Source organism: Embleya sp. NPDC005575 (assembly GCF_040605455.1).
Classification (GTDB): Bacteria; Actinomycetota; Actinomycetes; order Streptomycetales; family Streptomycetaceae; genus Embleya.
The window spans coordinates 20,094-42,916 of the sequence record NZ_JBEXCV010000033.1 but is presented as its reverse complement, the minus strand read 5'-3'; the positions used below and the strand labels follow the sequence as shown (position 1 = coordinate 42,916).

The 22,823-nt window shown below is 71.7% G+C and carries 22 protein-coding genes and 1 riboswitch; of the genes, 12 read left to right on the top strand and 10 right to left on the bottom strand.

Going from position 1 to position 22,823, the window contains the following annotated elements; genetic code table 11:
* Positions 1–322: 322 nt before the first annotated feature.
* From thiE to ABZS54_RS14315, 3 genes are all read right to left on the bottom strand, one after another.
* Entirely contained in the window at positions 323–967 is a 645-nt protein-coding gene (gene thiE, locus ABZS54_RS14325; RefSeq protein ID WP_355534629.1) for a thiamine phosphate synthase, read from the bottom strand.
* 10 nt (positions 968–977) lie between these two features.
* Positions 978–1,343 (bottom strand): Rv2175c family DNA-binding protein, encoded by a 366-nt coding sequence (locus ABZS54_RS14320; RefSeq protein WP_026218743.1) that lies wholly within the window; start codon positions 1,341–1,343, stop codon positions 978–980.
* Between the two features lie 69 nt (positions 1,344–1,412).
* Positions 1,413–2,597 carry an FAD-dependent oxidoreductase gene (locus ABZS54_RS14315; protein ID WP_355534627.1) on the bottom strand — a complete coding sequence of 395 codons (1,185 nt, stop codon included), beginning with the start codon at positions 2,595–2,597 and terminating at the stop codon, positions 1,413–1,415.
* A gap of 114 nt (positions 2,598–2,711) precedes the next feature.
* Positions 2,712–2,824: riboswitch (TPP riboswitch) on the top strand.
* Between ABZS54_RS14315 and thiO the strand changes: the two genes are divergently transcribed.
* The 4 genes from thiO (at position 2,819) to pknB (ending at position 7,138) form a co-directional block, all read left to right on the top strand.
* Complete coding sequence (gene thiO, locus ABZS54_RS14310; RefSeq protein ID WP_355534625.1) at positions 2,819–3,997, top strand: glycine oxidase ThiO; 1,179 nt, start codon at positions 2,819–2,821, stop codon at positions 3,995–3,997. It overlaps the preceding riboswitch by 6 nt.
* Complete coding sequence (gene thiS, locus ABZS54_RS14305) at positions 3,994–4,203, top strand: sulfur carrier protein ThiS (RefSeq protein ID WP_355534623.1); 210 nt, start codon at positions 3,994–3,996, stop codon at positions 4,201–4,203. The genes thiO and thiS overlap by 4 nt, the downstream gene beginning before the upstream one ends.
* Before the next feature lie 4 nt (positions 4,204–4,207).
* Positions 4,208–5,020, top strand: a complete 813-nt coding sequence (locus ABZS54_RS14300; protein ID WP_355534621.1) for a thiazole synthase — start codon at positions 4,208–4,210, stop codon at positions 5,018–5,020.
* An 81-nt stretch (positions 5,021–5,101) separates the two neighbouring features.
* The gene (gene pknB / locus ABZS54_RS14295) at positions 5,102–7,138 is read left to right on the top strand and encodes a Stk1 family PASTA domain-containing Ser/Thr kinase (protein WP_355534619.1); all 2,037 of its coding nucleotides are present in this window, start codon (positions 5,102–5,104) and stop codon (positions 7,136–7,138) included.
* A 95-nt stretch (positions 7,139–7,233) separates the two neighbouring features.
* Here the strand turns inward: pknB and ABZS54_RS14290 are convergent, their stop codons facing one another.
* Positions 7,234–7,878, bottom strand: coding sequence for a sulfite oxidase-like oxidoreductase (locus ABZS54_RS14290; protein ID WP_355534617.1), 645 nt, complete (start codon positions 7,876–7,878; stop codon positions 7,234–7,236).
* 269 nt (positions 7,879–8,147) lie between these two features.
* Between ABZS54_RS14290 and bfr the strand changes: the two genes are divergently transcribed.
* Entirely contained in the window at positions 8,148–8,630 is a 483-nt protein-coding gene (gene bfr / locus ABZS54_RS14285) for a bacterioferritin (RefSeq protein WP_355534615.1), read from the top strand.
* Positions 8,631–8,810: 180 nt separating this feature from the next.
* On the top strand, positions 8,811–9,146 hold the full coding sequence (locus tag ABZS54_RS14280) for a (2Fe-2S)-binding protein (protein WP_355534663.1): 336 nt from the start codon (positions 8,811–8,813) through the stop codon (positions 9,144–9,146).
* A 44-nt stretch (positions 9,147–9,190) separates the two neighbouring features.
* Here ABZS54_RS14280 and ABZS54_RS14275 read toward each other — a convergent pair whose 3' ends face one another.
* The gene (locus ABZS54_RS14275; protein ID WP_355534613.1) at positions 9,191–10,216 is read right to left on the bottom strand and encodes a GntG family PLP-dependent aldolase; all 1,026 of its coding nucleotides are present in this window, start codon (positions 10,214–10,216) and stop codon (positions 9,191–9,193) included.
* Between the two features lie 76 nt (positions 10,217–10,292).
* Positions 10,293–11,627 (bottom strand): class II 3-deoxy-7-phosphoheptulonate synthase, encoded by a 1,335-nt coding sequence (locus ABZS54_RS14270; RefSeq protein ID WP_355534611.1) that lies wholly within the window; start codon positions 11,625–11,627, stop codon positions 10,293–10,295.
* A 294-nt stretch (positions 11,628–11,921) separates the two neighbouring features.
* Between ABZS54_RS14270 and ABZS54_RS14265 the strand changes: the two genes are divergently transcribed.
* The 4 genes from ABZS54_RS14265 (at position 11,922) to ABZS54_RS14250 (ending at position 16,957) form a co-directional block, all read left to right on the top strand.
* Positions 11,922–13,784 (top strand): anthranilate synthase family protein, encoded by a 1,863-nt coding sequence (locus ABZS54_RS14265; protein WP_355534609.1) that lies wholly within the window; start codon positions 11,922–11,924, stop codon positions 13,782–13,784.
* A gap of 322 nt (positions 13,785–14,106) precedes the next feature.
* Complete coding sequence (locus ABZS54_RS14260) at positions 14,107–15,000, top strand: phosphotransferase (protein WP_355534607.1); 894 nt, start codon at positions 14,107–14,109, stop codon at positions 14,998–15,000.
* A 35-nt stretch (positions 15,001–15,035) separates the two neighbouring features.
* Complete coding sequence (locus tag ABZS54_RS14255) at positions 15,036–15,485, top strand: nitroreductase family deazaflavin-dependent oxidoreductase (protein WP_355534606.1); 450 nt, start codon at positions 15,036–15,038, stop codon at positions 15,483–15,485.
* A gap of 122 nt (positions 15,486–15,607) precedes the next feature.
* Positions 15,608–16,957, top strand: coding sequence for a hypothetical protein (locus ABZS54_RS14250; protein ID WP_355534604.1), 1,350 nt, complete (start codon positions 15,608–15,610; stop codon positions 16,955–16,957).
* Between the two features lie 24 nt (positions 16,958–16,981).
* Here the strand turns inward: ABZS54_RS14250 and ABZS54_RS14245 are convergent, their stop codons facing one another.
* From ABZS54_RS14245 to ABZS54_RS14230, 4 genes are all read right to left on the bottom strand, one after another.
* Positions 16,982–18,007 carry a 6-phosphofructokinase gene (locus tag ABZS54_RS14245; RefSeq protein WP_355534602.1) on the bottom strand — a complete coding sequence of 342 codons (1,026 nt, stop codon included), beginning with the start codon at positions 18,005–18,007 and terminating at the stop codon, positions 16,982–16,984.
* 148 nt (positions 18,008–18,155) lie between these two features.
* Positions 18,156–18,860 (bottom strand): response regulator transcription factor, encoded by a 705-nt coding sequence (locus ABZS54_RS14240; protein WP_355534601.1) that lies wholly within the window; start codon positions 18,858–18,860, stop codon positions 18,156–18,158.
* Positions 18,857–20,005, bottom strand: coding sequence for a DUF5931 domain-containing protein (locus ABZS54_RS14235; protein ID WP_355534599.1), 1,149 nt, complete (start codon positions 20,003–20,005; stop codon positions 18,857–18,859). The genes ABZS54_RS14240 and ABZS54_RS14235 overlap by 4 nt, the downstream gene beginning before the upstream one ends.
* Positions 20,006–20,040: 35 nt before the next feature.
* Positions 20,041–20,832 carry a lysophospholipid acyltransferase family protein gene (locus tag ABZS54_RS14230; RefSeq protein ID WP_355534597.1) on the bottom strand — a complete coding sequence of 264 codons (792 nt, stop codon included), beginning with the start codon at positions 20,830–20,832 and terminating at the stop codon, positions 20,041–20,043.
* A 359-nt stretch (positions 20,833–21,191) separates the two neighbouring features.
* Between ABZS54_RS14230 and ABZS54_RS14225 the strand changes: the two genes are divergently transcribed.
* Both ABZS54_RS14225 and ABZS54_RS14220 read left to right on the top strand, forming a co-directional pair.
* Positions 21,192–21,971 (top strand): alpha/beta fold hydrolase, encoded by a 780-nt coding sequence (locus tag ABZS54_RS14225; RefSeq protein WP_355534595.1) that lies wholly within the window; start codon positions 21,192–21,194, stop codon positions 21,969–21,971.
* Between the two features lie 7 nt (positions 21,972–21,978).
* On the top strand, positions 21,979–22,815 hold the full coding sequence (locus ABZS54_RS14220; RefSeq protein ID WP_355534593.1) for a hypothetical protein: 837 nt from the start codon (positions 21,979–21,981) through the stop codon (positions 22,813–22,815).
* Positions 22,816–22,823 lie beyond the last annotated feature (8 nt).

Here is a 22,823-nt window from a genome sequence, read left to right as displayed (position 1 = left end):
CGGACGGAGACGAACGTCGGGTGTGTCCATCTCGGCAGTCTGGCCGCTCACTCCGCCCGGTTCGGCCGGAATGCGCCATCCGCGGGGCCAACCACTCGATCGGCCCAGACCGAACCACGCCCGGGCGGGCACCGCGCGGCGGCACGGTCGCAAGTACGACGAGGTTCCGCCGCCTGCCGGACATGTCCGGCATCGGGCCGGCCCGACCGTCGACCGCCGTGCGCCGGCGATCCCGGCGACCGGGGCACTCCAACGGCACGCGACCCGCCCGAGCGACCGAGCCGTAGCCCCCGGTTCCTCGGCCCGACACCCGGACTCCGGGTCAGCGCCCGGCGAGTCGCCGGACGAATTCCGCCGTGGCCTCGGCCGGGTCCGCGGCCTCGGTGATCGCGCGTACGACCACCACGCGGTCGGCGCCCGCGTCCAGCACCTGATCCAGGTTGCCCAGGTCGATGCCGCCGATCGCGAACCACGGCCGGGGCGGGCGCAGCGCGGCGGTGTAGCGGACCAGGTCCAGACCCGGCGCGGGTCGACCCGGCTTGGTCGGGGTCGGCCAGACCGGCCCGGTGCAGAAGTAGTCCACCCCGGGCTCGACGATCGCCGCGTCCACCTCGGCCTCGGCGTGCGTGGATCGGCCGATCAGCACGTCGCCGCCGACGATCGCGCGCGCCGCCGGGACCGGCAGGTCGTCCTGGCCCAGGTGCAGTACGTCGGGGCCGATCGTGTGCGCGACGTCCGCGCGGTCGTTGACCGCGAGCAGCGTGCCGTGCCGGCGGCAGGCGTCCGCGAACACCTCCAGGTATGCGAGTTCGGGGCGGGCCTCCAAGCCCTTCTGCCGCAGCTGCACGATGTCCACGCCCGCGCCCAGCACCGCGTCCAGGAACGCGGGCAGGTCGCCCTGGCGCTCCCGGGCGTCGGTGCACAGGTACAGACGGGCGGCGGCCAACCGTTCCTGACGGCTCGTCATCCGCGCGGCCTCAGATCGCCAGTGCCTGGGCGCGGCGACGCACCTCGGTCATCCGGTTCTCCTGCAGCGCCTGCACCGGCGTGCCCGGGAGCGTGTCGTCCGGAGTGAACAGCCACTCCAGCGCCTCCTCGTCGGTGAAGCCCGAGTCCGCGAGCAGGGTCAGCGTGCCGACCAGGCCCTTGACGATGTTGCCGCCCTGGAAGAAGTCGGCGGGCACCTGAAGGGCCCGGTGCTCGCCGCGGCGCACGGCCAGGAACTTGCGCTCCTTGAGCTGCTGGCGGACCTTCAGGATGTCCACGCCGAGGATCTCGGCGATGTCGGGGAGTGTCACCCAGGCGGGGACGAGGGCTTCTGTTTTGGCGTCGATCTCGCTCACCCGGCCAAGTTTAGGTTCCGCATCCGGTGCCGGCCGCCGGCGCCCGGAGGTGGGGCGGGCGAGTGGTGGTCAGCGCGCGACCGACTTGAGCGGGTTCTCCGGGTCGACGAACCGCTCCCGATCCACCGGGGTGCCCAGTTGCACGAGCTTGCGGCCCTGGGCCAGGTCGCGCGGCCGGCCCACGGCGAGCAGCGCCACCAGCCGGTCGTCGGCGAACCAGCCCGCGGTCCACTTGCCGTCCTCGTCCGCGCCCCGGAAGACCAGTTCGTCGCTCCCGCCGTGCCGGCCCACGTACTGGACCATCCGGCCGAACTGGTCGGACCAGAAGTAGGGGACCGGGTCGTACGCCTGGTCGCCGCCGAGCAGGTTGGCCACCAGCACGCGCGGTGCCTGGAGCGCGTTGTCCCAGTGCTCGACGTTCATCCGGGTGCCGTACCGGGCGGACGGGAAGTCCACGCAGTCGCCGACCGCGTACACCCCGGGCACCGAGGTGGCCAGGTGCTCGTCCACCTCGACGAAGCCGCGCTCGTTGCGGACCACGTCGGAGCCCGCCAGCCACTCGGTTGCCGGGCGCACCCCGATGCCGACCACGACCGCGTCGGCGGGCAGCCGTCGGCCGTCGGTCAGGTGCACCGCGCCCGCCTCCAGGCGGTCCACCCGCGCGCCCAGCAGCAGTTCCACGCCGGCCTCGGCGTACCACGGCACGAACCGCTCACCGACGGCGTTCGGGAAGGGTCCGGCGAGCGGGGTGTGCAGGGCCTCGACCACGGTGGTCGGGCAGCCGGCCGCGGCCGCGGCGGTGGCCACCTCGGCGCCGACCCAGCCCGCGCCGACGATCACCACGTGCGCGCCGGGCACCAGTGCGGCGCGCAGCGCGCGGGCGTCGTCGATGGTGCGCAGCACGTGCACGCCGGGAACCTCGGCCGCGCCGGGCAGGTCGAGCACACGCGAGCCGGTCGCGATCACCAATCGATCGAAGGCGATCGGCCCCGCGTCGGTGTCCACCGCGCCCGGGCGCAGTCCGGTCGCGGTCCGGCCGAACAGCACCTCGGTCTCCAGTGCGGCCCAGTCCGCCTCGAAGGAGGTGTCGTCGGTCTTGCCGGCGAGCACCTCCTTCGACAGCGGCGGGCGGTCGTACGGCGCGTGCGCCTCGGCCCCGAGCAGGGTGACGCGACCGGTGTACCCCTGGTCCCGCAGCGCCACCACGGTTTGCAGGCCGGCCATGCCGGCACCCACGACGAGCACGTTGTCCATGCAGGGCACCCTATGACGCGACTCGGCGCCGCCGACGAGCAGGGTCTTGACTCAGTCAAGGACATCTCGGCGCACTCGGGCGCCCCCGGGACACCCGAAACCGGTGTCGTAGTGTGGAGAGGTCACGGGAGCCCGGTGAGACCGGGCTGAGAGGGGGGCTGCGAGCCCCCGACCGTCCGAACCTGATCCGGGTCATACCGGCGAAGGGAGTTCCTCTCACCATGTCGAGCCCCACCATGTCCGAGCACCCCACCGACGTCGTCGTGGTCGGCGCGGGAGTCGTCGGACTGTCTGTCGCCTGGCGCGCGCGCACCCGGTACGGGCTCACGGTCACCGTCGTCGATCCGGCCCCGGGCCGGGGTGCCTCGCACGCCGCGGCCGGCATGCTCACCCCCGTCTCCGAACTCCAGTACGGCGAGGAGAGCCTGCTCCGGCTGAGTATCGAATCGGCGCGGCGCTACCCCGAGTTCGCGGCCGAACTGACCGAGGCCGCGGACCTGCCCTCGGGTTACCACGCATGCGGCACGATCGCGGTCGCGCTGGACGCGGACGACCGGGCCGTACTCAAGGACCTGCACGCCTATCAGCAGCGGCTCGGTTTGCAGTCGTCGTGGCTGACCAGCCGCGAGTGCCGTCGGCTCGAACCGATGTTGTCCCCGGCGATCACCGGCGGCCTGCACGTCGAGGACGACCACCAGATCGACAACCGCCGGCTGGTCGCGGCACTGCTCGTGGCCTGCGCGCGGGCCGGCGTCGTCTTCGTGCGCGAGAGCGTCGAGCGGATCCTGGTCGCCGGCGAGCGCGCGCACGGCGTGCGAACGGCCGGCGGACGCGACCTGATCGCCGATCAGGTGCTGCTCGCGGCGGGCTGCCGCTCGGCGCTCGTCCCGGGCCTGCCCCCCGAGGCGATCCCGCCGGTGCGGCCGGTCAAGGGCGAGATCCTGCGACTGAAGGTGCCGCCGGCGCTGCTGCCGCTGCTGTCCCGCAACGTCCGGGGCGTGGTCAAGGGCGGCAGCATGTACCTGGTCCCGCGCGCGGACGGCGAACTGGTGATCGGCGCGACCGAGCACGAACTCGGCCACGACACCGAGGTGACCGCGGGCGGCGTGTACGAACTCCTGCGCGACGCGCACGAACTCGTCCCCGGCATCACCGAGCTGCCGCTGGTCGAGACGCTCGCCGGGCTGCGCCCCGGCAGCCCGGACAACGCGCCGATCATTGGCCGCTCCGCGCTGCCCGGCCTGGTGGTGGCGACCGGCCACTACCGGCACGGCATCCTGCTCACCCCGATCACCGCCGACACCGTGGCCGAGGTCCTCGCACACGGCACCACCCCCGAACTCGTCGCGCCCTTCGGGCCCGACCGCTTCGCGACCGCCGCCCGGAAGGTGATGGCATGAACGACATCGAGGTCCGCGTCAACGGTGACCGGCGCCATGTCGCGACCGGCACCACCGTCGCCGAACTCGTGGCCACGCTGACCACCGCAGCCAAGGGCGTCGCGGTCGCGGTGGACGAGTCGGTGGTGCCGCGCGGGGCGTGGGCCCGGACCGTGCTCGACGCGGGCAGTCGCGTCGAGGTATTGACCGCCGTCCAGGGAGGATGACGGCATGGCCGACGACAAGGACGACAAGGACGACAAGCTGGTGATCGCCGGCGAGTCCTTCACCTCGCGGCTGATCACCGGGACCGGCGGCGCGCCGAGCCTGGAGATCCTGGAACAGGCGCTGATCGCGTCGGGCACCGAGATCACCACGGTGGCGATGCGCCGGGTGGACCCCGGGACCGCCGGCTCGGTGCTGGACGTGCTGCGCCGGTTGGGCATCCGGGTGTTGCCGAACACCGCCGGGTGCTTCACCTCGGGCGAGGCGGTGCTGACCGCACGGTTGGCCCGCGAGGCGCTGGAGACCGACTGGGTCAAGCTCGAAGTGGTGGCCGACGAACGCACGTTGCTGCCGGACGGGGTGGAGCTCGTGGACGCCGCCGAACGGCTGGTCGACGACGGCTTCCGGGTGCTGGCCTACACCAACGACGACCCGGTGCTCGCGCGCCGGCTCGAACAGGTGGGCTGCGCAGCGGTTATGCCACTCGGTTCGCCGATCGGCTCGGGCCTGGGCATCCGCAACCCGCACAACATCCGGCTGATCACCGAGCAGGCTGAGGTCCCGGTGGTGCTGGACGCGGGTCTGGGCACCGCCTCCGACGCGGCGCTCGCGATGGAGCTGGGCTGCGACGCGGTGATGCTGGCGACGGCGGTCACTCGCGCGCAGTCGCCGCAGTTGATGGCCGAGGCGATGCGGCACGCGGTGGACGGCGGCAGGCTGGCGTACCGAGCCGGGCGGATTCCGATGCGGCACCATGCGCACGCGTCGTCACCGATGGCCGGCATGCTGGAGGCCGGCCCCGAGCATCCCGCCTTCTGAGCCTGTACACAGGCCTGTGGGCGGGGAACCATGGGGAAGACCGTCGGCGTCCACAAAGCAGTGGACCCTACACTCCTGAACATGGACACGACCTTGAACGATCCGCTCGTCGGGCGGCTGCTCGACGGTCGATACCGGGTCGATGCCCGAGTTGCCGCGGGTGGCATGGCCACGGTGTACCGGGCTCTCGACACCCGACTCGACCGCACCGTCGCCCTCAAGGTGATGCATGCCGGGCTCGCCCAGGACCCCGAGTTCACCCGCCGCTTCATCCTGGAGGCGAAGGCCGCGGCGCGGCTGTCGCATCCCAACGTGGTCAACGTCTTCGACCAGGGCACCGACGGCGCCGTCGCGTACCTGGCGATGGAGTACGTCGAGGGCCGCACGCTGCGCGAGCTGCTCCAGGACCTGGGCAACATGACCCCGCGCGAGGCGTTCGGGGTGCTGGAGCCGATGCTGGCCGCACTCTCCGCCGCGCACCGGGCAGGCTTCGTGCACCGCGACGTCAAGCCGGAGAACGTGCTGATCTCCGACGACGGCGGGATCAAGCTCGGCGACTTCGGGCTGGCCCGCGCCACCACCACGACCGCCACCGCCGCGACCGGCAAGGTCCTGGTCGGCACCGTCGCCTACCTCGCCCCCGAGCAGGTCGAGCGCGGCGAGTCCACCCCGCGCTCGGACGTGTACGCGGCGGGCGTGGTGCTCTACGAGATGCTCACCGGCCGGCAGCCGCACCACGGTGCGACCGCCGTCGAGGTGATCTACAAGCACGTGCACGCGGACGTGCCGCCGCCTTCGCTCGCGGTGCCGGGTCTGTCGCACACGCTGGACACGCTGGTGCGCGCGGCAACCGTGCGCGACCCGGAACACCGGCCGAACGACGCCGAGACGCTGCTCACCCTGGTCCGCCGAACCCGGCACGCGATGCCGGACGCGGAACTGGACTTCGGCGCGGCGCTGCGACTGCCGCCGCCGCCCGAGCCGCTCCACGACAACGCCACGAGCGTGTTCCGGGCGGGCGAAGTGCTGTTGCCGCCGCACCTGGCGCCGCTCGGGCTGAGCGTGGACTCGACCCAGGACGAACAGGCGCGCTACGGCGGCGGGGCGTACGGCGACCCCTATCCGGCGGAGCACCACGAGTACGCGCCGGCCGCCGAGGCGCCTCCGGCAGGCACCGCCGGAGGCGGCTATCCGCAGCAGCCCGGGCTGCCGGGCCGGCGGCGTCGACGCGGGCCCTCGCGCGGGATGATCGTGCTCGCCATCGTGCTGCTGGTCGCCGCCGCGATCGGTGGCGGCGCGTGGTGGTACGGCTCGGGTCGGTACTCCGACGTACCGGGTGTGCTGAACATGACCCGGGCCGAGGCGGAGAAGCGACTCAAGGCGGCCGACCTCAAGGTGGCCTACGACGGCGACGGAGAGTTCAGCGAGACGATCGCCAAGGACTCGGTCATGTCCACCGACCCGGCTCCCGGCAAGAACGTGCTCAGCGGCTCGACGGTCAAGGTCAAGCTGTCCAAGGGCCCCGAGCGGCACGTGGTGCCGGCCCTGGTGAACCTCAAGCTGGAGGACGCCAGGAAGGCGCTGGTCGACGCGGCGTTGAAGCCGGGCACCGAGACACGGGTGGCGAGCCCCAAGCCGCCCGGCACCGTGGTGAGCAGCCAGCCGACCGTCGGCGAGCAGCTCCAGCGGGACAGCGTGGTCTCCCTCGTGATCAGCCGGGGCCCGGACACCGTGGTGCCGGACCTGACCGGGCTGGAGATCAACGAGGCCAAGGCCAGGTTCCAGCCCGCGACCGGGGTCACCGTCGAGGCGGATCCGACCCCGCAGTTCTCGGACACCGTGCCGGTCGGCCGGATCATGTCGTCCACCCCGGGCACCAACGCGACCGTGCCCTTCGGCACCAAGATCACCGTGGTGCTGTCCAAGGGCCCGGACCTGGTCCAGGTCCCGCCGGTGACCGGGATGAACCCGGACGACGCGGGTCGGGCACTCCAGGCCGCCGGGCTGCGGGTGAACAACCGGATGATCCCGCTGATCCCGGCCAACGTCGGCAGGCAGGACCCGGCGGCGGGCTCGATGGTCAAGCGCAACAGCGAGGTGTTCATCTCGAACTTCTAGGCGCGGTCCCGCTCCGGCGCGGCACGTGCGAAGGCCCCACTCCGATTCGCTCGGGTGGGGCCTTCGTACGTCCGGGGCGCGGCGTTTGGGGCGGCTCAGGTCAGCGCCGGCCCCTCACCGCTCTCCTCCTGGTACGAGTAGCGCTGCTCCTGCCACGGGTCACCGATGTTGTGGTAGCCCCGCTCCTCCCAGAAGCCGCGCTTGTCGGCCACCATGTACTCGATCCCGCGCACCCACTTGGGGCCCTTCCAGGCGTACAGGTGCGGCACGATCAGCCGGACCGGGAAGCCGTGCTCGGCGGTCAGCGGCTCGCCGTTGTGGTGGGTGGCCAGGATGGTCTGGTCGTTCGCGAAGTCGAACATCCGCAGGTTCGAGCTGAAGCCGTACTCCGCCCACACCATCGCGTGGGTGACCTCGGGGGCGGGCGGGGCGATCTCCAACAGCTTCGCGATGGTCAGCCCGCTCCACTCGTTGCCGAGCATGCTGAACTTGGTCACGCAGTGGAAGTCGGCGATGACGGTGTCGTGCGGCAGCGCCGAGAACTCGTCGTAGTTCCAGCAGTGCTTGTCCCCCGAGGCGGTCGCGCCGAAGACGCGAAAGTCCCATATCTCGGGCTTGAACCGCGGGACCGGTCCATAGTGCAGAACGGGCCATCCGCGCTGGAGGCGCTGGCCCGGCGGAAGTCGCGGATCGCGGTCCGGAGCCTCGGTCCCACCTTGTGCCGCTTCCGTATGCCCCATACCTCACATGGTCCCAGACGCCCCGCCCAACTCACGACCGCCCCTGCCCGGCCCGAGGCCCTTCGGCGGTCACCGTGCGTGATCCGCGATCGGCGTCCCGGAACCCGACCGCCCTCGCGCGGTGCGCGGGTACATGTTCGACATTGCAAGGCAAGGCTGCCCTTCGTGGCGGATGCACTACCAAAAGTGACAGGATTCGTGAGAAAACTCCTGCCTCATGCGCACTCGGAGTTCTCCTGTGTCCCACCCACATCGGAAGGTGCGTCGCGATGCACAGTGACCCGCAGATCATCGAGCTCCTGAACGAACAGCTCACGGCGGAGCTCACCGCGATCAACCAATACTTCCTGCACGCGAAGATGCAGGAGCACCGCGGCTACATCAAGCTCGCGGCCTGGACCCGCCACGAGTCCATCGACGAGATGAAGCACGCGGAGCGGCTGACCGACCGCATCCTGATGCTGGAGGGCCTGCCGAACTACCAGCGGCTGAACGCGCTGCGGATCGGCCAGAACCTGGAGGAGATGTTCCGCGCCGACCTGGCGGTCGAGATGGAGGCCGTCGAGCGGCTGCGGCGCGGCATCCCGTTGATGCGCGAGAAGGGCGACGCGACCTCGGCCAACATCTTCGAGGACATCCTGGCCGACGAGGAAGAGCACGTCGACTACCTGGAGACGCAGCTCGCCCTGCTCTCCGAGGTCGGCGAGCAGCTCTACATCGCGGGCCTGCTCAAGCAGCCGAACGAGAGCTGACCGGCGAGTCGGGGCACTCCCACGGCACGGACACCGCAGACACTACGGACACCGTGCTTCCAGCCCGGACAACCGGCTGGATTGTGTCACCGATCACCCGGTATTCCCCCCGGCGAGCGCTGAGGTTACCCTTACCTAAGTGACCTCGCCGCTGGGGGGAAATTCTCCGTGTACGTCTGCATGTGTTTCGGTGTCACCGACAAACAGGTGAACGACCGAATAGCCGATGGCGCGCGCACCATGCGTGAGATAGCCCAGTCCTGCGGCGGAGCCGGCACCGACTGCGGCCGCTGCGTCAAGAGCATCACCGCGATGTTGCCCCGCGACGAGTCGCGCCGCCGGCGTCGCGAGCTGTGCGGCGAGGCCGAGACCTGCGCGACCGCCTGCACCGGCACTCCCACCGCCACCCCCGCCGCCGAACCGGTCGCCCTGCCGATGCCCAAGGTCACGGCCGCCGTCGCCGCCTCGGCCGTGCCCGACAACGTGGTCCCGCTGCGCCGACACAGCGCCGCCTGAGCCCACCACCGCCCGAGCCGGCGCCGCCCGACCGTGCCCTTCGCTCAGCCCTTCGCCGCCTGCGTGATCGCCGCCGCAGCGCGCTCGCATCCGGCCGCGTCCACATCCATGTGGGTGACCAGCCGGATCAGCCGGGGCCCGAACGCCGACACCAGCACCCCCTCCGCCCGGCAGCGCTCCGCCACCGCGGCCGCGTTCGGCTGCCCCTCCCCCAGCTCGACCAACACGATGTTGGTCTCCGGGTCGACCACCGCGAAGCCCGCATCGCGCAGCAGATCGGCCAACTCCCGCGCGTGCTCGTGGTCCTCGGCCAGCCGCTCGACGTGGTGCTTCAGCGCGTACAGCCCGCCCGCCGCCAGGATGCCCGCCTGGCGCAGCCCGCCGCCCATCCGGTGCCGCATCCGACGCGCCTCGGCCTCGCACTCGGCGGGCAGCAACACCACCGACCCGGCCGGCGCGCCCAGGCCCTTGGACAGACACACGCTGAGCGTGTCGAACAGCGCCCCATACGCCCGTAGCGGCGTGCCGGTCGCCACGTGCGCGTTCCAGATCCGCGCGCCGTCGCAGTGCAGCGGCAGGTCGTGCCCGTGCACCAGGTCGCGAATCGCGGTCAGCTGCTCCAGCGGATAGACCGAGCCGCCGCCCCGGTTGTGCGTCTGCTCGACCGCGACCATGTGGGTGCCCACGGTGTACGGGTTGCCGACCCGGATCAGCCGGGCCAGATCGGCGACCTCCAGCAGGCCGCGCGGGCTGAGCGTGGTCCGGGTCTGGATGCCGCCGTGCCAGGCCGCCGCCGCGTCCTCGTGCGCCACGATGTGCGCGTCGGCGTCCAGGACCAGTTCACCGCCCGCCGGCACGGACATCCGCACCGCGAGCTGATTGGCCATCACCCCGGTCGGCGCGAACAGCGCGAAGGAGTGCCCGAACAGGTCGGCGACGTACTCCTCCAGTGCCCGCACGGTCGGGTCCTCGGCGTATACGTCGTCGCCGACCTCGGCATCGGCCATCGCCGCGCGCATCGCGGGGCCGGGCTTGGTGACGGTGTCGCTGCGCAGGTCCGTGAAGGTCATACCGGCAGCATTCCAGACGCGCCGAAGGGCGGGCCCCCGGGAGGGTCCACCCTTCGGCGATCGCGGTGAAGCCGGGTCAGCTCTTTCGGTACATCTCCGCGACCAGGAACGCGAGGTCGAGCGACTGGCTGCGGTTGAGCCGCGGGTCGCACGCCGTCTCGTAGCGCTGGTGCAGGTCGTCGACGAAGATCTCGTCGCCGCCGCCCACACACTCGGTGACGTCGTCGCCGGTGAGTTCGACGTGGATGCCGCCCGGGTGGGTGCCGAGCGCGCGGTGCACCTCGAAGAAGCCCTTGACCTCGTCCAGGACGTCGTCGAAGCGGCGGGTCTTGTGCCCGCTGGACGCCTCGAACGTGTTGCCGTGCATCGGGTCGGAGACCCACACCGGCTGCGCACCGGCCGCGGCCACCTTCTCCACCAAAGCCGGGAGGTTGTCCCGGACCTTGCCCGCGCCCATGCGCACGATGAAGGTCAACCGGCCCGGATCGCGGTTCGGGTCCAGCTTGTCGATCAGCGCGAGCGCGTCCTCGGGCGAGGTGGTCGGGCCGAGCTTGACGCCGATCGGGTTGCGGATCCGGGACGCGAACTCCACGTGCGCGCCGTCCAGCTGCCGGGTGCGCTCGCCGATCCAGACCATGTGGCCGGACACGTCGTACAGGTCGCCGGTGCGCGAGTCCACCCGGGTCAGCGCGTCCTCGTAGTCCAGGATCAGCGCCTCGTGGCTGGCGTAGAACTCCACGGTGCGGAATTCCTCGGGGTCGGTCCCGCACGCGTGCATGAAGCGCATCGCGCCGTCGATCTCGGCCGCGAGCCGTTCGTAGCGCTCGCCCGAGGGCGACAGTGCCACGAAGTCCTGGTTCCAGGCGTGCACCTGGCGCAGGTCCGCGTAGCCGCCCGTGGTGAACGCACGGACCAGGTTCAGCGTCGCGGAGGACGAGTGGTACATGCGCTTGAGCCGCTCGGGGTCCGGCGTGCGCGCGGCCTCGGTGAAGGCCAGCTCGTTGACCGCGTCGCCCCGGTAGGACGGCAGGGTCACCCCGTCGCGGGTCTCCATGCCGCTGGAGCGCGGCTTGGAGTACTGCCCGGCCATCCGACCGACCTTGACCACCGGCACGGAGGCGGCGTAGGTCAGCACGACGGCCATCTGAAGCAGGGTCTTGAGCTTGTTCTTGATCGCGTCGGCGGTGTTGCCGGAGAAGGTCTCCGCGCAGTCGCCGCCCTGGAGCAGGAACGCTTCGCCCTGCGCCACCGACGCGAGCCGACCACGAAGCTGGTCGCACTCGCCGGCGAAGACGAGCGGCGGATAGGAACGGAGGTCCGCGAGGGCGGAGCCCAGGGCCTCGTTGTCCGGCCACTCGGGCTGTTGGGCCGCCGGGAGGGTACGCCAGGATTCGATGTCGTTCAGGGTCACCGTTCAAGACTAAGCGGAGTGGCAACCCGATTGAGTCCACCGCCCGGAGAGCGAGACGCCGACTCGGCCCGCCCGATAGAGTGCGGCCGTGATCGCGATCAGCTTCCATCGGAGTTCCTGGTGGCCCGTCCCTGCGGCGGCCCACTGACTTCGCGATCACCTCGACGATCCGACGGCCGCCCGGCAGGGCGGCCCTTTGTTTTTCCCGGACGGGTGGACCTCCTCCCCGAACGAGAGTGACAACCGGCGGATCGCCCGGTCGGGAGGGCGTCTCTTCCCGACCGAGGAGCACCCATGCGCACCGCCGACGCCCTGTCCCCGCTGTTCTCCGACACCCCGCCGCCCTTCGCGCTGATCCGCCGCGAGCACTCGTCCGAGGTCGAGTTGCTCACCGGCGAGATCGTCGACGTGCGCGACCTCGCCGACCTCCCGCTGCCGGCCGAGGGCGGCCCCGGCCACGAATTGCTCGCCCTGGTGCCGTACGCGCAGATCCGCGAGCGCGGCTTCGAGTGCCACGAGGACGGCACCCCGCTGCGCTGCCTGAAAGTCACCGCACAACTACGGCTGCCGCTGGACGAGGTGCAGGCGGCGCTGCCGCAGGTGCCGGTCGCGCTGCGCGGCGGCGGCTTCGACGTGGACGACGAGACCTACGCCACCATCGTCAAGCGGGTGATCCAGGACGAGATCGGCACCGGCGAGGGCGCCAACTTCGTCATCCGGCGCGACTACCGCGATCACATCGAGGGGTACACGCCGGCCTCGGCGGGCACCCTGCTGCACCGGCTGCTGACCCGGGAGAGCGGCGCCTACTGGACGTATCTGATCCACACCGGCGACCTCACCCTGGTCGGCGCGAGCCCGGAGCGGCACGTCAGCTCGGTGGGCGGCGAGGTGGTGATGAACCCGATCAGCGGGACCTACCGGCATCCGGCCGAGGGGCCCTCGCGCGAGGGACTGCTGGCGTTTTTGCGTGATCCCAAGGAGATCGACGAGCTGTTCATGGTGGTCGACGAGGAACTCAAGATGATGAGCGCGGTGTGCGACCTCGGCGGCGCGGTCGAAGGCCCGTTCCTCAAGCCGATGGGCCACCTCACCCACACCGAGTACCTGCTGCGCGGGACCACCTCGCACGACGTCGCCGCGGTGCTGCGCGGCACCATGTTCGCGCCGACGGTGACCGGGAGTCCGCTGGAGAACGCGTGCCGGGTGATCCGCCGGCACGAGCCGACCGGGCGCGGCTACTACTCGGGCGTGCTCGCGCTGATCGGGCGCGACGACGAGGGCCGGCGCACGCTGGACGCGCCGATCCTGATCCGGACCGCGTACATCACGCCCGACGGCGATCTGCGGGTGCCCGCGGGCGCCACCCTGGTCCGGCACTCCACCCCCGAGCACGAGGTCGCCGAGACGCACGCGAAGGCGGCCGGGGTACTGGCCGCGCTCGGTGTGGTGCCCGCCGCCGAACACACCACGGGCGCGACGCTCGCCGCCGATCCCGAGGTGGGCGCGTTGTTGGCCGCGCGCAACAGCGCGCTCGCGCCGTTTTGGCTCCGGCCGCGGGACGAGAGCGCGCTGCGCGCTCCGGAACTGGCGGGCCGGCAGGTGCTCGTGGTGGACGGTGAGGACACCTTCACCGCGATGCTCGCCCACGTGCTGCGCACGCTCGGCCTGCACGTGGAGGTCCGCTCGTACGACGACGTCACCTCGCGGCGGGTGCGTACCGCCGAGCTGGTCGTGCTCGGCCCGGGACCGGGTGATCCCCGGGACGCGGCGCACCGCAAGATCCGGCTGATGGATGCGCTGCTGCGGACCCGCCTGGACGCGAGTGGGCCGCTGCTCGCGGTCTGCCTGGGACACCAGCTGCTGGCCCGCGAACTGGGCCTGGACCTGATCCGCAAGGCACGGCCGTATCAGGGCAAGCAGGTCGGGATCGACTTCTTCGGCCGGCCGGAGCAGGTCGGCTTCTACAACGCGTTCGCGGCGGTGCGGCCGGTCGGCGGCGTGCCCAACGTCGAGTTCGCCGCGGATCCGGAGAGCGGCCGGGTGCACGCGCTGCGGTCGAGCCGGATGCGGCTCGCGGGCGTGCAGTTCCACCCGGAGTCGGTGCTCACCCACAACGGCCTGAGCATCGTCCGGGAGTTGCTCGCCGGACTGTGAGGTCCGCTCCCGAACGCGCCGCCGCGCCCGGTCCGAAACGGCCGGGCGCACGGCCCGGGCGCGGTGCTCGAAGCCGGGCCGGGCGCCCGGCCCGCACCGGCCCCGGCGTCGCACCGGCGTGCGACCATAATCGCGTTGCTCGCCACGGTGCGACGGAGGATGCTCGACCCCGTTCGTTGACCGGTTCCAGTGGAGGGGGTTCCCGTGGGCTCCGATTGTCCGCCGCACGACCCCGTCGACTGGAGCGGTCGCAAACGTTGCCGCAAGTGCGGAGTGACCTTCGGCGGGCCGCGCCCGCTGCCACCGTCACCACCGGAAGCCGATGGCTGATCCGCCGCTCCCGCCGCCGCACTTCCATACGGCGCCGCGCACCCGCTGGGACGAACTGCCCACGGACGCGCGCGCCGCGGTCGAACGGTGTGCGGGACGCGTGCTGGCCGTCGCCACGGTGTGGGCCGGATTCAACTGCAAGTTCGCCGCCATCGTGACCACCGAGCGGTCCCGCTACTTCGTCAAGGGTGTCCCGCGCGATCACCCGGCGGTCCCGCAGCAGCGGGTGGAGGCCCGGGTCGCCCCGCACGTGGGCACCGTGTCGCCGCGGCTGCGCTGGGAGGTGCGGCTGGACGACTGGGTACTCCTGGGATTCGACCACATCGTCGGCCGGCACGCCGACTTCGCGCCCGGCACCGCGGATCTGCCGCTGGTCGCGGACGCGCTGCGCCGGCTGGGCCGGGTCGCCGTCCGCGATCTGCCGCTCCCGCGGATCGAGGAGCGCTGGCGCTCGCTGTTGACCAGCCGTCAGCTGCAACTCCTGCGCGGCGAAAGCTTGTTGCACACCGATCTGCATCCGCACAACGTGCTGATCGGCGATCGGGTCCCCCGGGCCTACCTGGTCGACTGGGCCCAGCCCGCCCGGGGCCCGGCATGGATCGAGGTCACGCTCGTGGCCAGCCGGCTGATGGACGAGGGACACACCGCCGAACAGGCGGCCTCGTGGGCGGACCGGTTCGCCTGCTGGCGGACGGTCTCCAAAGAGGCCATGGAGACCTTCGTGTTCGCCGCCACCAACCAGTGCGCGCGCGGTATCGGGGCCACCCACGCGGCCCCCTGGAACGCCCGCCTGACCGCGCTGGCCGAGGCGCGCGCGGCCCGGACGCACCGCCGCGCGTGTTCGCCCCGGCCTGCCCGATCGCCCGGCCGGGCGACACTAGAGTGACTCGGATCACCCGAACTCATCCCCCGGAGGCACGGATGTCCGAGCTCGACGCAAGCCCCAGTCCGACCAAATGGGTTGCCGACCAGGCCCGGCTCTACGAGGAGTCCGACGGCACCAAGGGCATCACGATGCGGGGCGCGCCGTGCCTGCTCCTGGACACGCTGGGCCGCAAGAGCGGCGTCTGGCACCGCAGCGTGCTGATCTACGGACGCGACGGCGAGGACTACCTGATCGTGGCCTCGCTCGGCGGCTCGGACCACCACCCGCTGTGGTACCTGAACCTGACCGCCAACCCGCAGGTGCGACTCCGCGTGGAGACCGAGCGGTTCGCCGCGATCGCGGAGACGCTCTCCCCCGAGGAGAAGGCGCGGGTGTGGCCGCACCTGGTCGAGGTGTTCCCGCCCTACGAGAGCTATCAGCACAAAACCGAGCGGGACATCCCGGTGATCCGACTGCGCCGCGCGGGCGATCGGCACGGCTCCTGAGCCGGGTACCGGCGACCGGCCCGCGCCTCATATATGGGTGGGGGCCGGCGCGTACCGCCCGGTAGGCTCCGGCCGTTCGCACCAACGGTCGAGCACGCTCCTTCCTACGACGGGTACCCCGCATGCGCCTGCGCCGCTGTCTCGCCTCGACGGCCTTACTCGTGCTGTTCGGGTCGCCGCTCGCGATCGCCACGCCGGTTCCCGATCCCTCCGCGGACCAAGGGTCGGAGGAGGTTCGACAGGTCGAGCTGACCGGGTTGCCGGACCGGATCCGGCCCGCCACCCCCGTCGAGGTCACCGCGAAGCTGCGCAACACGGAGCCGACCGCGGTGCCCATGGCCGCGATGTTGTCGATCACCGGGGATCGCCGGATCGCCCCCGACCAGGTCCGGGTGGAGATGCTCGACCCGACCCGGGGAACCTGGGCGCTCACCCCCCTGGATTCGAACGCCCTTGTGCCGTTGTCGCTCCCCGGTGGACGTGGCAAGACCTCAAGTCCGGCACCGGGCGCGTCGGTCGAGATCCGGGTGCGGTTCTCGATCGCGGCGAACGTCCCGGCGCAGTTCGTGACGGTCGGCGTCAATCCCGGACTCCGTGCTCCCGTCACCGACGGCGAGGCGCACCCCAGCTACGGCATCTCCGTCGAGACGATGCTGCTCGGCCCGGACGGCGGACTGCCCACCCGTCCGCCGCCCACCGACCGGACCCACGCCCCGTCCGTACCCGACGCGGCACCGGACCGGATGGGCGGCATCGCGAAGGTGTTGCCGACCCAGCGGCGGGGCGCCGGTGCGACGTTCGCGCTGACCGGCGTGCCCGGCTGGTTGCAGGCGGGCGGTGGCGCCGCCGAGTTCCGGCTCACCCTCTCCAACGACACCGACCGGGTCATCCCCGGGGTGCGACCGGAGTTGATCTTCACCACGGGACAGTCACCGATCACGCCCGGGCAACTCGTGGTCGAGGCGTACGACACCTACCTACCGGGCTGGAACCCGGTCGAACTCAAGGTGCTCACCGATCCCGCGAACGGTCGCAGCGCGCACCTGTCCGGGACCCTGGCGCCGAAGCCCTGGGACGAGCAACGTCCGTTGCCGCCCGGTGAGTTGGCGACCATCGCGATCCGGGTGTCGATCCCGGCCGGCTCCCCGGTGGCCGGCGGCGACCTCGCGGTGCTGGCCGGCGGCGGCCTCCCGGGCCAGGTACCGGCCCGACTCGTCTCCCGCAGCGACTTCCAGGTGTTCCACGTGCCCAATCCCGGCGCCCCGACCGGCGCTCCCCGGCTGCGGCCCGAACTGCCGCCGACCGCCCCGGACTCGGCGGCCGAGCAGCGCAAGGAGGACAATGACGACCCGCTCACCGTCGCCACCGTCGTGGTCTGGGTCGTGCTGGCCGGCATCGGCGGGACGGTCGTGCACTTCGCGCGCAGGAACCGCCGGCAGAGCGTCGGGACCGAGCTCGGGCCCGACGCCTGACCCGGCGTCATCCGTGCTCGCGGATCAGCCGAACAGCACCTTCGCCTCGTCGTACAGGGCGGCCGGCACGGTCTTGAGCTCGCGGGTCGCCGCCTCCAGCGGCACGGTCACCACCTCCGTACCGCGCAGCGCGACCATCCTGCCCCAGTCGCCCGCGTTGACCGCGTCGATCGCGTGGAAGCCGAACCGGGTGGCCAGCCACCGGTCGAACGCGGTGGGCGTACCGCCGCGCTGCACGTGGCCGAGCACGGTGGTGCGCGCCTCGTGGCCGGTGCGCTTCTCGATCTCCGAGGCCAGCCAGTCGCCGATGCCGGACAGCTTGACGTGGCCGAACGCGTCCAGCGTCCGGTCCTTGGTGACCATCTGGCCGGCCAGCGGGATGGCGCCCTCGGCGACCACGATGATCGGCGCGTAGTTGGTCCGGAAGCGGCTGTCCACCCAACCGCAGACCTCTTCGACGTCGAAGTTCTGCTCGGGGATCAGGATCACGTTCGCGCCCCCGGCCATCCCGGAGTGGATCGCGATCCAGCCCGCGTGCCGGCCCATCACCTCGACGATCAGCACCCGGCGGTGCGATTCGGCGGTGGTGTGCAGCCGGTCGATCGCCTCGGTGGCGATGTTGACCGCGGTGTCGAATCCGAAGGTGTAGTCGGTCGCGTTGAGGTCGTTGTCGATGGTCTTGGGCACACCGACGACCTTGACGTCGTGCTCGTGCAGGCGGGTCGCGACGCCGAGGGTGTCCTCGCCGCCGATCGCCACGAGCGCGTCCACCTCGAACTTGGCCAGGTTCTCCCGGATTCGCTCGATGCCGCGGTCGACCTTGATCGGGTTGGTCCGGGACGAGCCCAGGATGGTTCCGCCGCGCGGCAGGATGCCGCGTACGGCCTTGACGTCCAGCGGCATGGTGTCGCCCTCGAGCGGCCCCCGCCAGCCGTCCCGAAAGCCGATGAAGTCGTACCCGTAGTCCTGGACGCCCTTGCGGACGACCGCCCGGATCACCGCGTTCAGGCCCGGGCAGTCGCCGCCGCCGGTCAGTACTCCGACACGCATCGAAATCTCCGATTTCTTCCGTCCGGCACGATTCGCGGCCCACGCTACCGGTGCGAGAAGCCACCTCGACTCTTCCCACCACCCGTTCGAGGTACCCGACTTGATCGGATCGATCGACCCGGATCCGGGCCGGACGTATGCGGGGCGTCTAGTCGTCCAGGCCCTTCTCGATCGCGTAGCGCACGAGTTCCACCCGGTTGTGCAGTTGCAGCTTGTTCAAGGTGTTCTGCACGTGGTTCTGCACCGTGCGGTGGGACAGGAACAACCGCTGGGCGATCTGCTTGTAGGACAGGCCTTTGGCGACCATCCGCAGCACCTCGGTCTCCCGATCGGTCAGCCGCGGCGCGGCCGGGCCCTTGTCCGCGTCCTTGCGTGGCGGGTCGGTGGCCATCCGGCGGAACTCGCCGAGCACCAGGCCGGCCAGCCCGGGGGTGAACACCGGATCCCCGACCGCGGTCCGGCCCACCGCGTCGACCAGTTCCTCGCGGCTCGCCGACTTGACCAGGTATCCGGTCGCACCCGCCTTGACCGCCTCCAGCACGTCCTCCTGCTCACCGCTGGCGGACAGCACCAGGATCCGCACCGACCGGTCGTGCCGGACCAGTTCGCGGGCGACCTCAACGCCCGGCAGCTTGGGCAGGTGCAGGTCCAGGATCACAACGTTCGGCGAGGTCGCCCGGGCCCGGCGAACTGCCTCGGGGCCATCCCCGGCGGTGGCGACCACGTCGTAACCGGCCGCCGCGAGGTCGCGGGCCACCGCCTCGCGCCACATCGGGTGATCGTCGACGACCAGAACCTTGAGCGGTGTCGGGGCCGGTTCGGCCGTCGGTGTGGGTGTACTCGTGTCGCTCATCCGCTCCCCTGCCTCGGCACCCGGAACTCCAACTCGGTGCCCTCTCCCGTCACCGACGACCACACCACGCTGCCGCCGAGATCGCGCACCCGGCCCTCGATCGACTGGGCCACGCCCAACCGGCCCTGGGCCCGGGCCGCCTCCAGCCGGCCCGGGGCCATCCCCGGGCCGTCGTCCCGGACGCTGACCACGATCTCGTCCGGTTCGTCCTCCACCAGGATCCACGCGTTGGCCTGCTCGCCCGCGTGCCGGCGCACATTGTCCAGGGCCGCCGCGACGGCCGCGGTCACCTCGCGCGCCGCCGGGGTCGGCAGCAAGACCGGCGTACCCGGCGCGGACACGGTCACCCGCGCCCCGGCGAAGGCGCCCAGAAGCACCCGCAGATCCTGTCGAGCCGGATCGCCGTCCTCCCCGGAGCCGGGCAGGTCGGCCGACTCCACCCGGGCGGGCGTCGCCGAGATCAGCTGCCGCAGCGCCACCTCCTGCTCGCCGGCCAGCTTGCCCAGGCTCGCCGCGTCGCCGCCGATCTCGGCCCCGCGGCGCTGGACCAGGGCGAGCACCTGGAGCACGCTGTCGTGGATGTCCCGGGCCAACCGCTCCCGCTCGCGCGTGGCCGCCTCCAGCTGCAGCGCCCGGGCCAGCGCCTGCTCGCTGACCCGGGCGATCTGCACCACATAGCCGACCGCGCCGCCGGCGAGCAGCAGCAACACGGTGTTGTGCTGGTTGTCGGCGGTCAGCGCGCCGCGTTCGGCCACGTTGGAGGCGCCGATCGCGAGCGCGGCCGGCGCACCGGTGCGCCAGCCGCCCTTGATCGCGCAGGCCAGCACCGGCGCCGAGGCCCACACGGTGGGCAGCGTCATGGTGCCCTGGGCGACCCGCTCCGGATCGTCCAGCCAGCGGGTGGCCAGCACGCAGCTGACCGCCACGCACACGTCGATGATCAGCAGCGGCGGCGCGCGGAACGTGGGGCTGCGGAAGCCGTACGCGGTCGCCGCCGTCCAGATGGTGAGCAGCGCCATGATGGCCCACCCGCCGGCCGGATAGCGGTAGTCGTCCGCGACCTGGGCGAAGCGCACCACCGCGTAGCACAGCGCGAGCACCCGAAAGACCGTGAGTGCCCGCCAGAGCGACTGTTCGACCCCCACGTCGTGAACCCCCAGGATGTGCCGGCTGCGCCCGGTCAGGCGGCGGGTCGGCCGGAACCGCCCGATTCGTCGTTCGGCGCGGGCCCGGCGCCGGCGTCCGGTTCGGCGGCGTCCGCCGTCTCGTCGGCCGCCTTGGCCGCCTGCTTGCGCGCCTCGTCGATGCGCTTCTTCGCGTCGGCCGCGTACACGTCGACGTACTCCTGGCCGGACAACTCCATCAGCGCGTACATGATCTCGTCGGTGATCGCGCGCAGGATGAAGCGGTCGTCCTCCATTCCCTCGTAGCGGGAGAAGTCCAGCGGCTCGCCGACCTTGATCCCCACCCGCATCACCTTGGGCACGATCTTGCCGGGCGGCTGGATCTTCTCGGTGTCGATCATCGCCACCGGGATCACCGGCGCGTGCGACTCCAGCGCGAGCCGGGCGATCCCGGTCTTGCCCCGGTACAGCCGGCCGTCCGGGGAGCGGGTGCCCTCGGGATAGATGCCGAACAGGTGCTCCTCGTGCAGCACCTTGAGACCGGCGTTCAGCGCGGCTTCACTGGCCCGTCCGCCGGTGCGGTCCACGGGGAGTTGGCCGACGCCCTTGAAGAACGCGGCGGTGAGCCGGCCCTTGACGCCGCGTCCGGTGAAGTAGTCCGACTTCGCCAAAAAGGTGATCCGCCGCGGGACCACGACGGGCAGGAAGAAGGAGTCCGAGAACGAGAGATGGTTGCTCGCCAGAATCGCCGGGCCCCGATCCGGGATGTGCTCCTCACCCTCCACCCAGGGGCGGAAGAAGAGCCTCAATACGGGGCCGACGATCATCTTCATCAGCCGGTAGAACAACCCTGACCTCCTCCTCGGGACAGGACGAACCCTAGAGCATCCGTTCCGGCCGGGACCCCCGTACGGCCTTGTCGGGCCCGGCCGACACCGGTGCCGCGGCGGGTTCGGAGCCCGATCGCGACATCGCTCGTGGGCGGGGGTCCCGGGGCGGGCGAGACCCGCGCCGCGCCGCTGTACGCATCGCGCACCCCCGTGGGACGATTCCGGAGCGCCCAGGTGTTGGGAGTAGAAGGCGGAACCACTCGCCTCCCGACCCCGTTATGGAACCTGTATCGCCGTCGTCCATCGGTCACCACACCTTCGTGGTGGCCACCCGGTCGGCTCGTCCCGCCAAGCCCGTCACCCGAAGGAGTCCGTTGGTGTCGATCCTGCCCGGTGCCGAGCCCCACCACCACGACGGCGGGTCCGTGGGCGTCCTGCTGTGCCACGGCTTCACCGGCACGCCGCAGTCGTTGCGGCCGTGGGCCCGATACCTCGCCGCCGCCGGTCTGTCCGTGTCACTGCCGCTGCTGCCCGGTCACGGCACCTGCTGGCAGGACATGAACCTGACCACGTGGCAGGACTGGTACGCGACCGTGGACCGCGCGTTCGACCGGTTGCGCGAGCGCTGCGACACGGTGTTCGTGATGGGTCTGTCGATGGGTGGCGGACTGGCGCTGCGGCTGGCCCAGCAGCACGGCGACAAGGTGGCCGGCCTCGTGCTGGTCAACCCGTCCGTGCAGGCCGACGACCCCAAGGTCAGGTTGCTGCCGGTGCTGCGCCACGTCATACCGTCGGTGGCCGGCATCGCGTCGGACATCCGCCTGGAGGGCTCGGTCGAGCTCGCCTACCCGCGCACGCCGGTGAAGGCGGCCTATTCGCTGTCCCGCTTCTGGCGCGTGGTCTCCGCCGACCTGCCACAGGTCACCCAGCCGGTGCTGCTTCTGCACAGTCCGCACGATCACGTGGTCTCACCGGCCAACTCCGAGACGGTGCTGGCCAAGATCTCCTCCACGGACGTCACCGACGTCCTGCTGAACGACAGCTACCACGTGGCGACGCTCGATCACGACGCGGAACGGATCTTCGCATCCAGCCTGGAGTTCGTACGCCGGCTCGCGCCGGACGCGCGGGCCCCGGAGACGGCCGAGAGGGACTGAACGAACGGTGCGCGGACGTGGCAACGGACTCGACGCGGAGTCCTTCAAGCCCCTGACCGACCTCGATCCCGAGGCGGCGGACGTGATGCTGGTCGCCCTGCGGGACGCGGGGGTGGCGGCATACGTCTCGACGTTGGAGCCTCGGGATCCGGACGAGGAGCCCGAACAGATCGAACGTCTGTGGGTGGACGCGGCGGCAACGTCGCGGGCCCGGGCGATCCTGCGCTCGCTGACCGAGCCGTCCTCCCCCCGCTCCCGAGCCAAGGAGGCGGCAGCCGGACCCGCCGACATCCCCCAGGTGGATCCGCCGCGCGCGGAAGGCGCCGAGCGGGCGGAGCGGGCCGAACCCCGGTCGCCCGCCGAACGACCGGGTGACGACGAGGTGTGGGCGCAGATCGTCGCGTCGTTCGACAAGGACGTGGCCGACCCGATCCCGCGCTGGCCGGTGGCCGAGGACTTGGGCGGCGAGCGCCCGGAACGCGACGAACCGCCGGCAGACGGGTCGTTCAAGGTCGCGGTGCCCGCCGCCGCGGGGCCGCGCGACTACTCGCTCGCACCACCGGGACCGCCGGTGATGAACGAGTTGGAGGAGGACCCGGAGGAACACTTCGTACCGCCTCCGCCGCCCCCGCTGCCCAAGACCGACGCGGCCACCAAGATCGCCTGGATCGCGCTGGTCGGCGGTCCGCTCTACCTGCTCGTGTCGGTGCTGCTCGGCCGCCCGGTCGGGCCGTGGACCTCGTTCGCCGCGTTCGCCGCGTTCACCGGCGGATTCGTCGCGCTGGTGGCCCGGATGCGGCGAGATCGGGACGAGGACGACCCGGACGACGGCGCGGTGGTCTGACCCGCCGT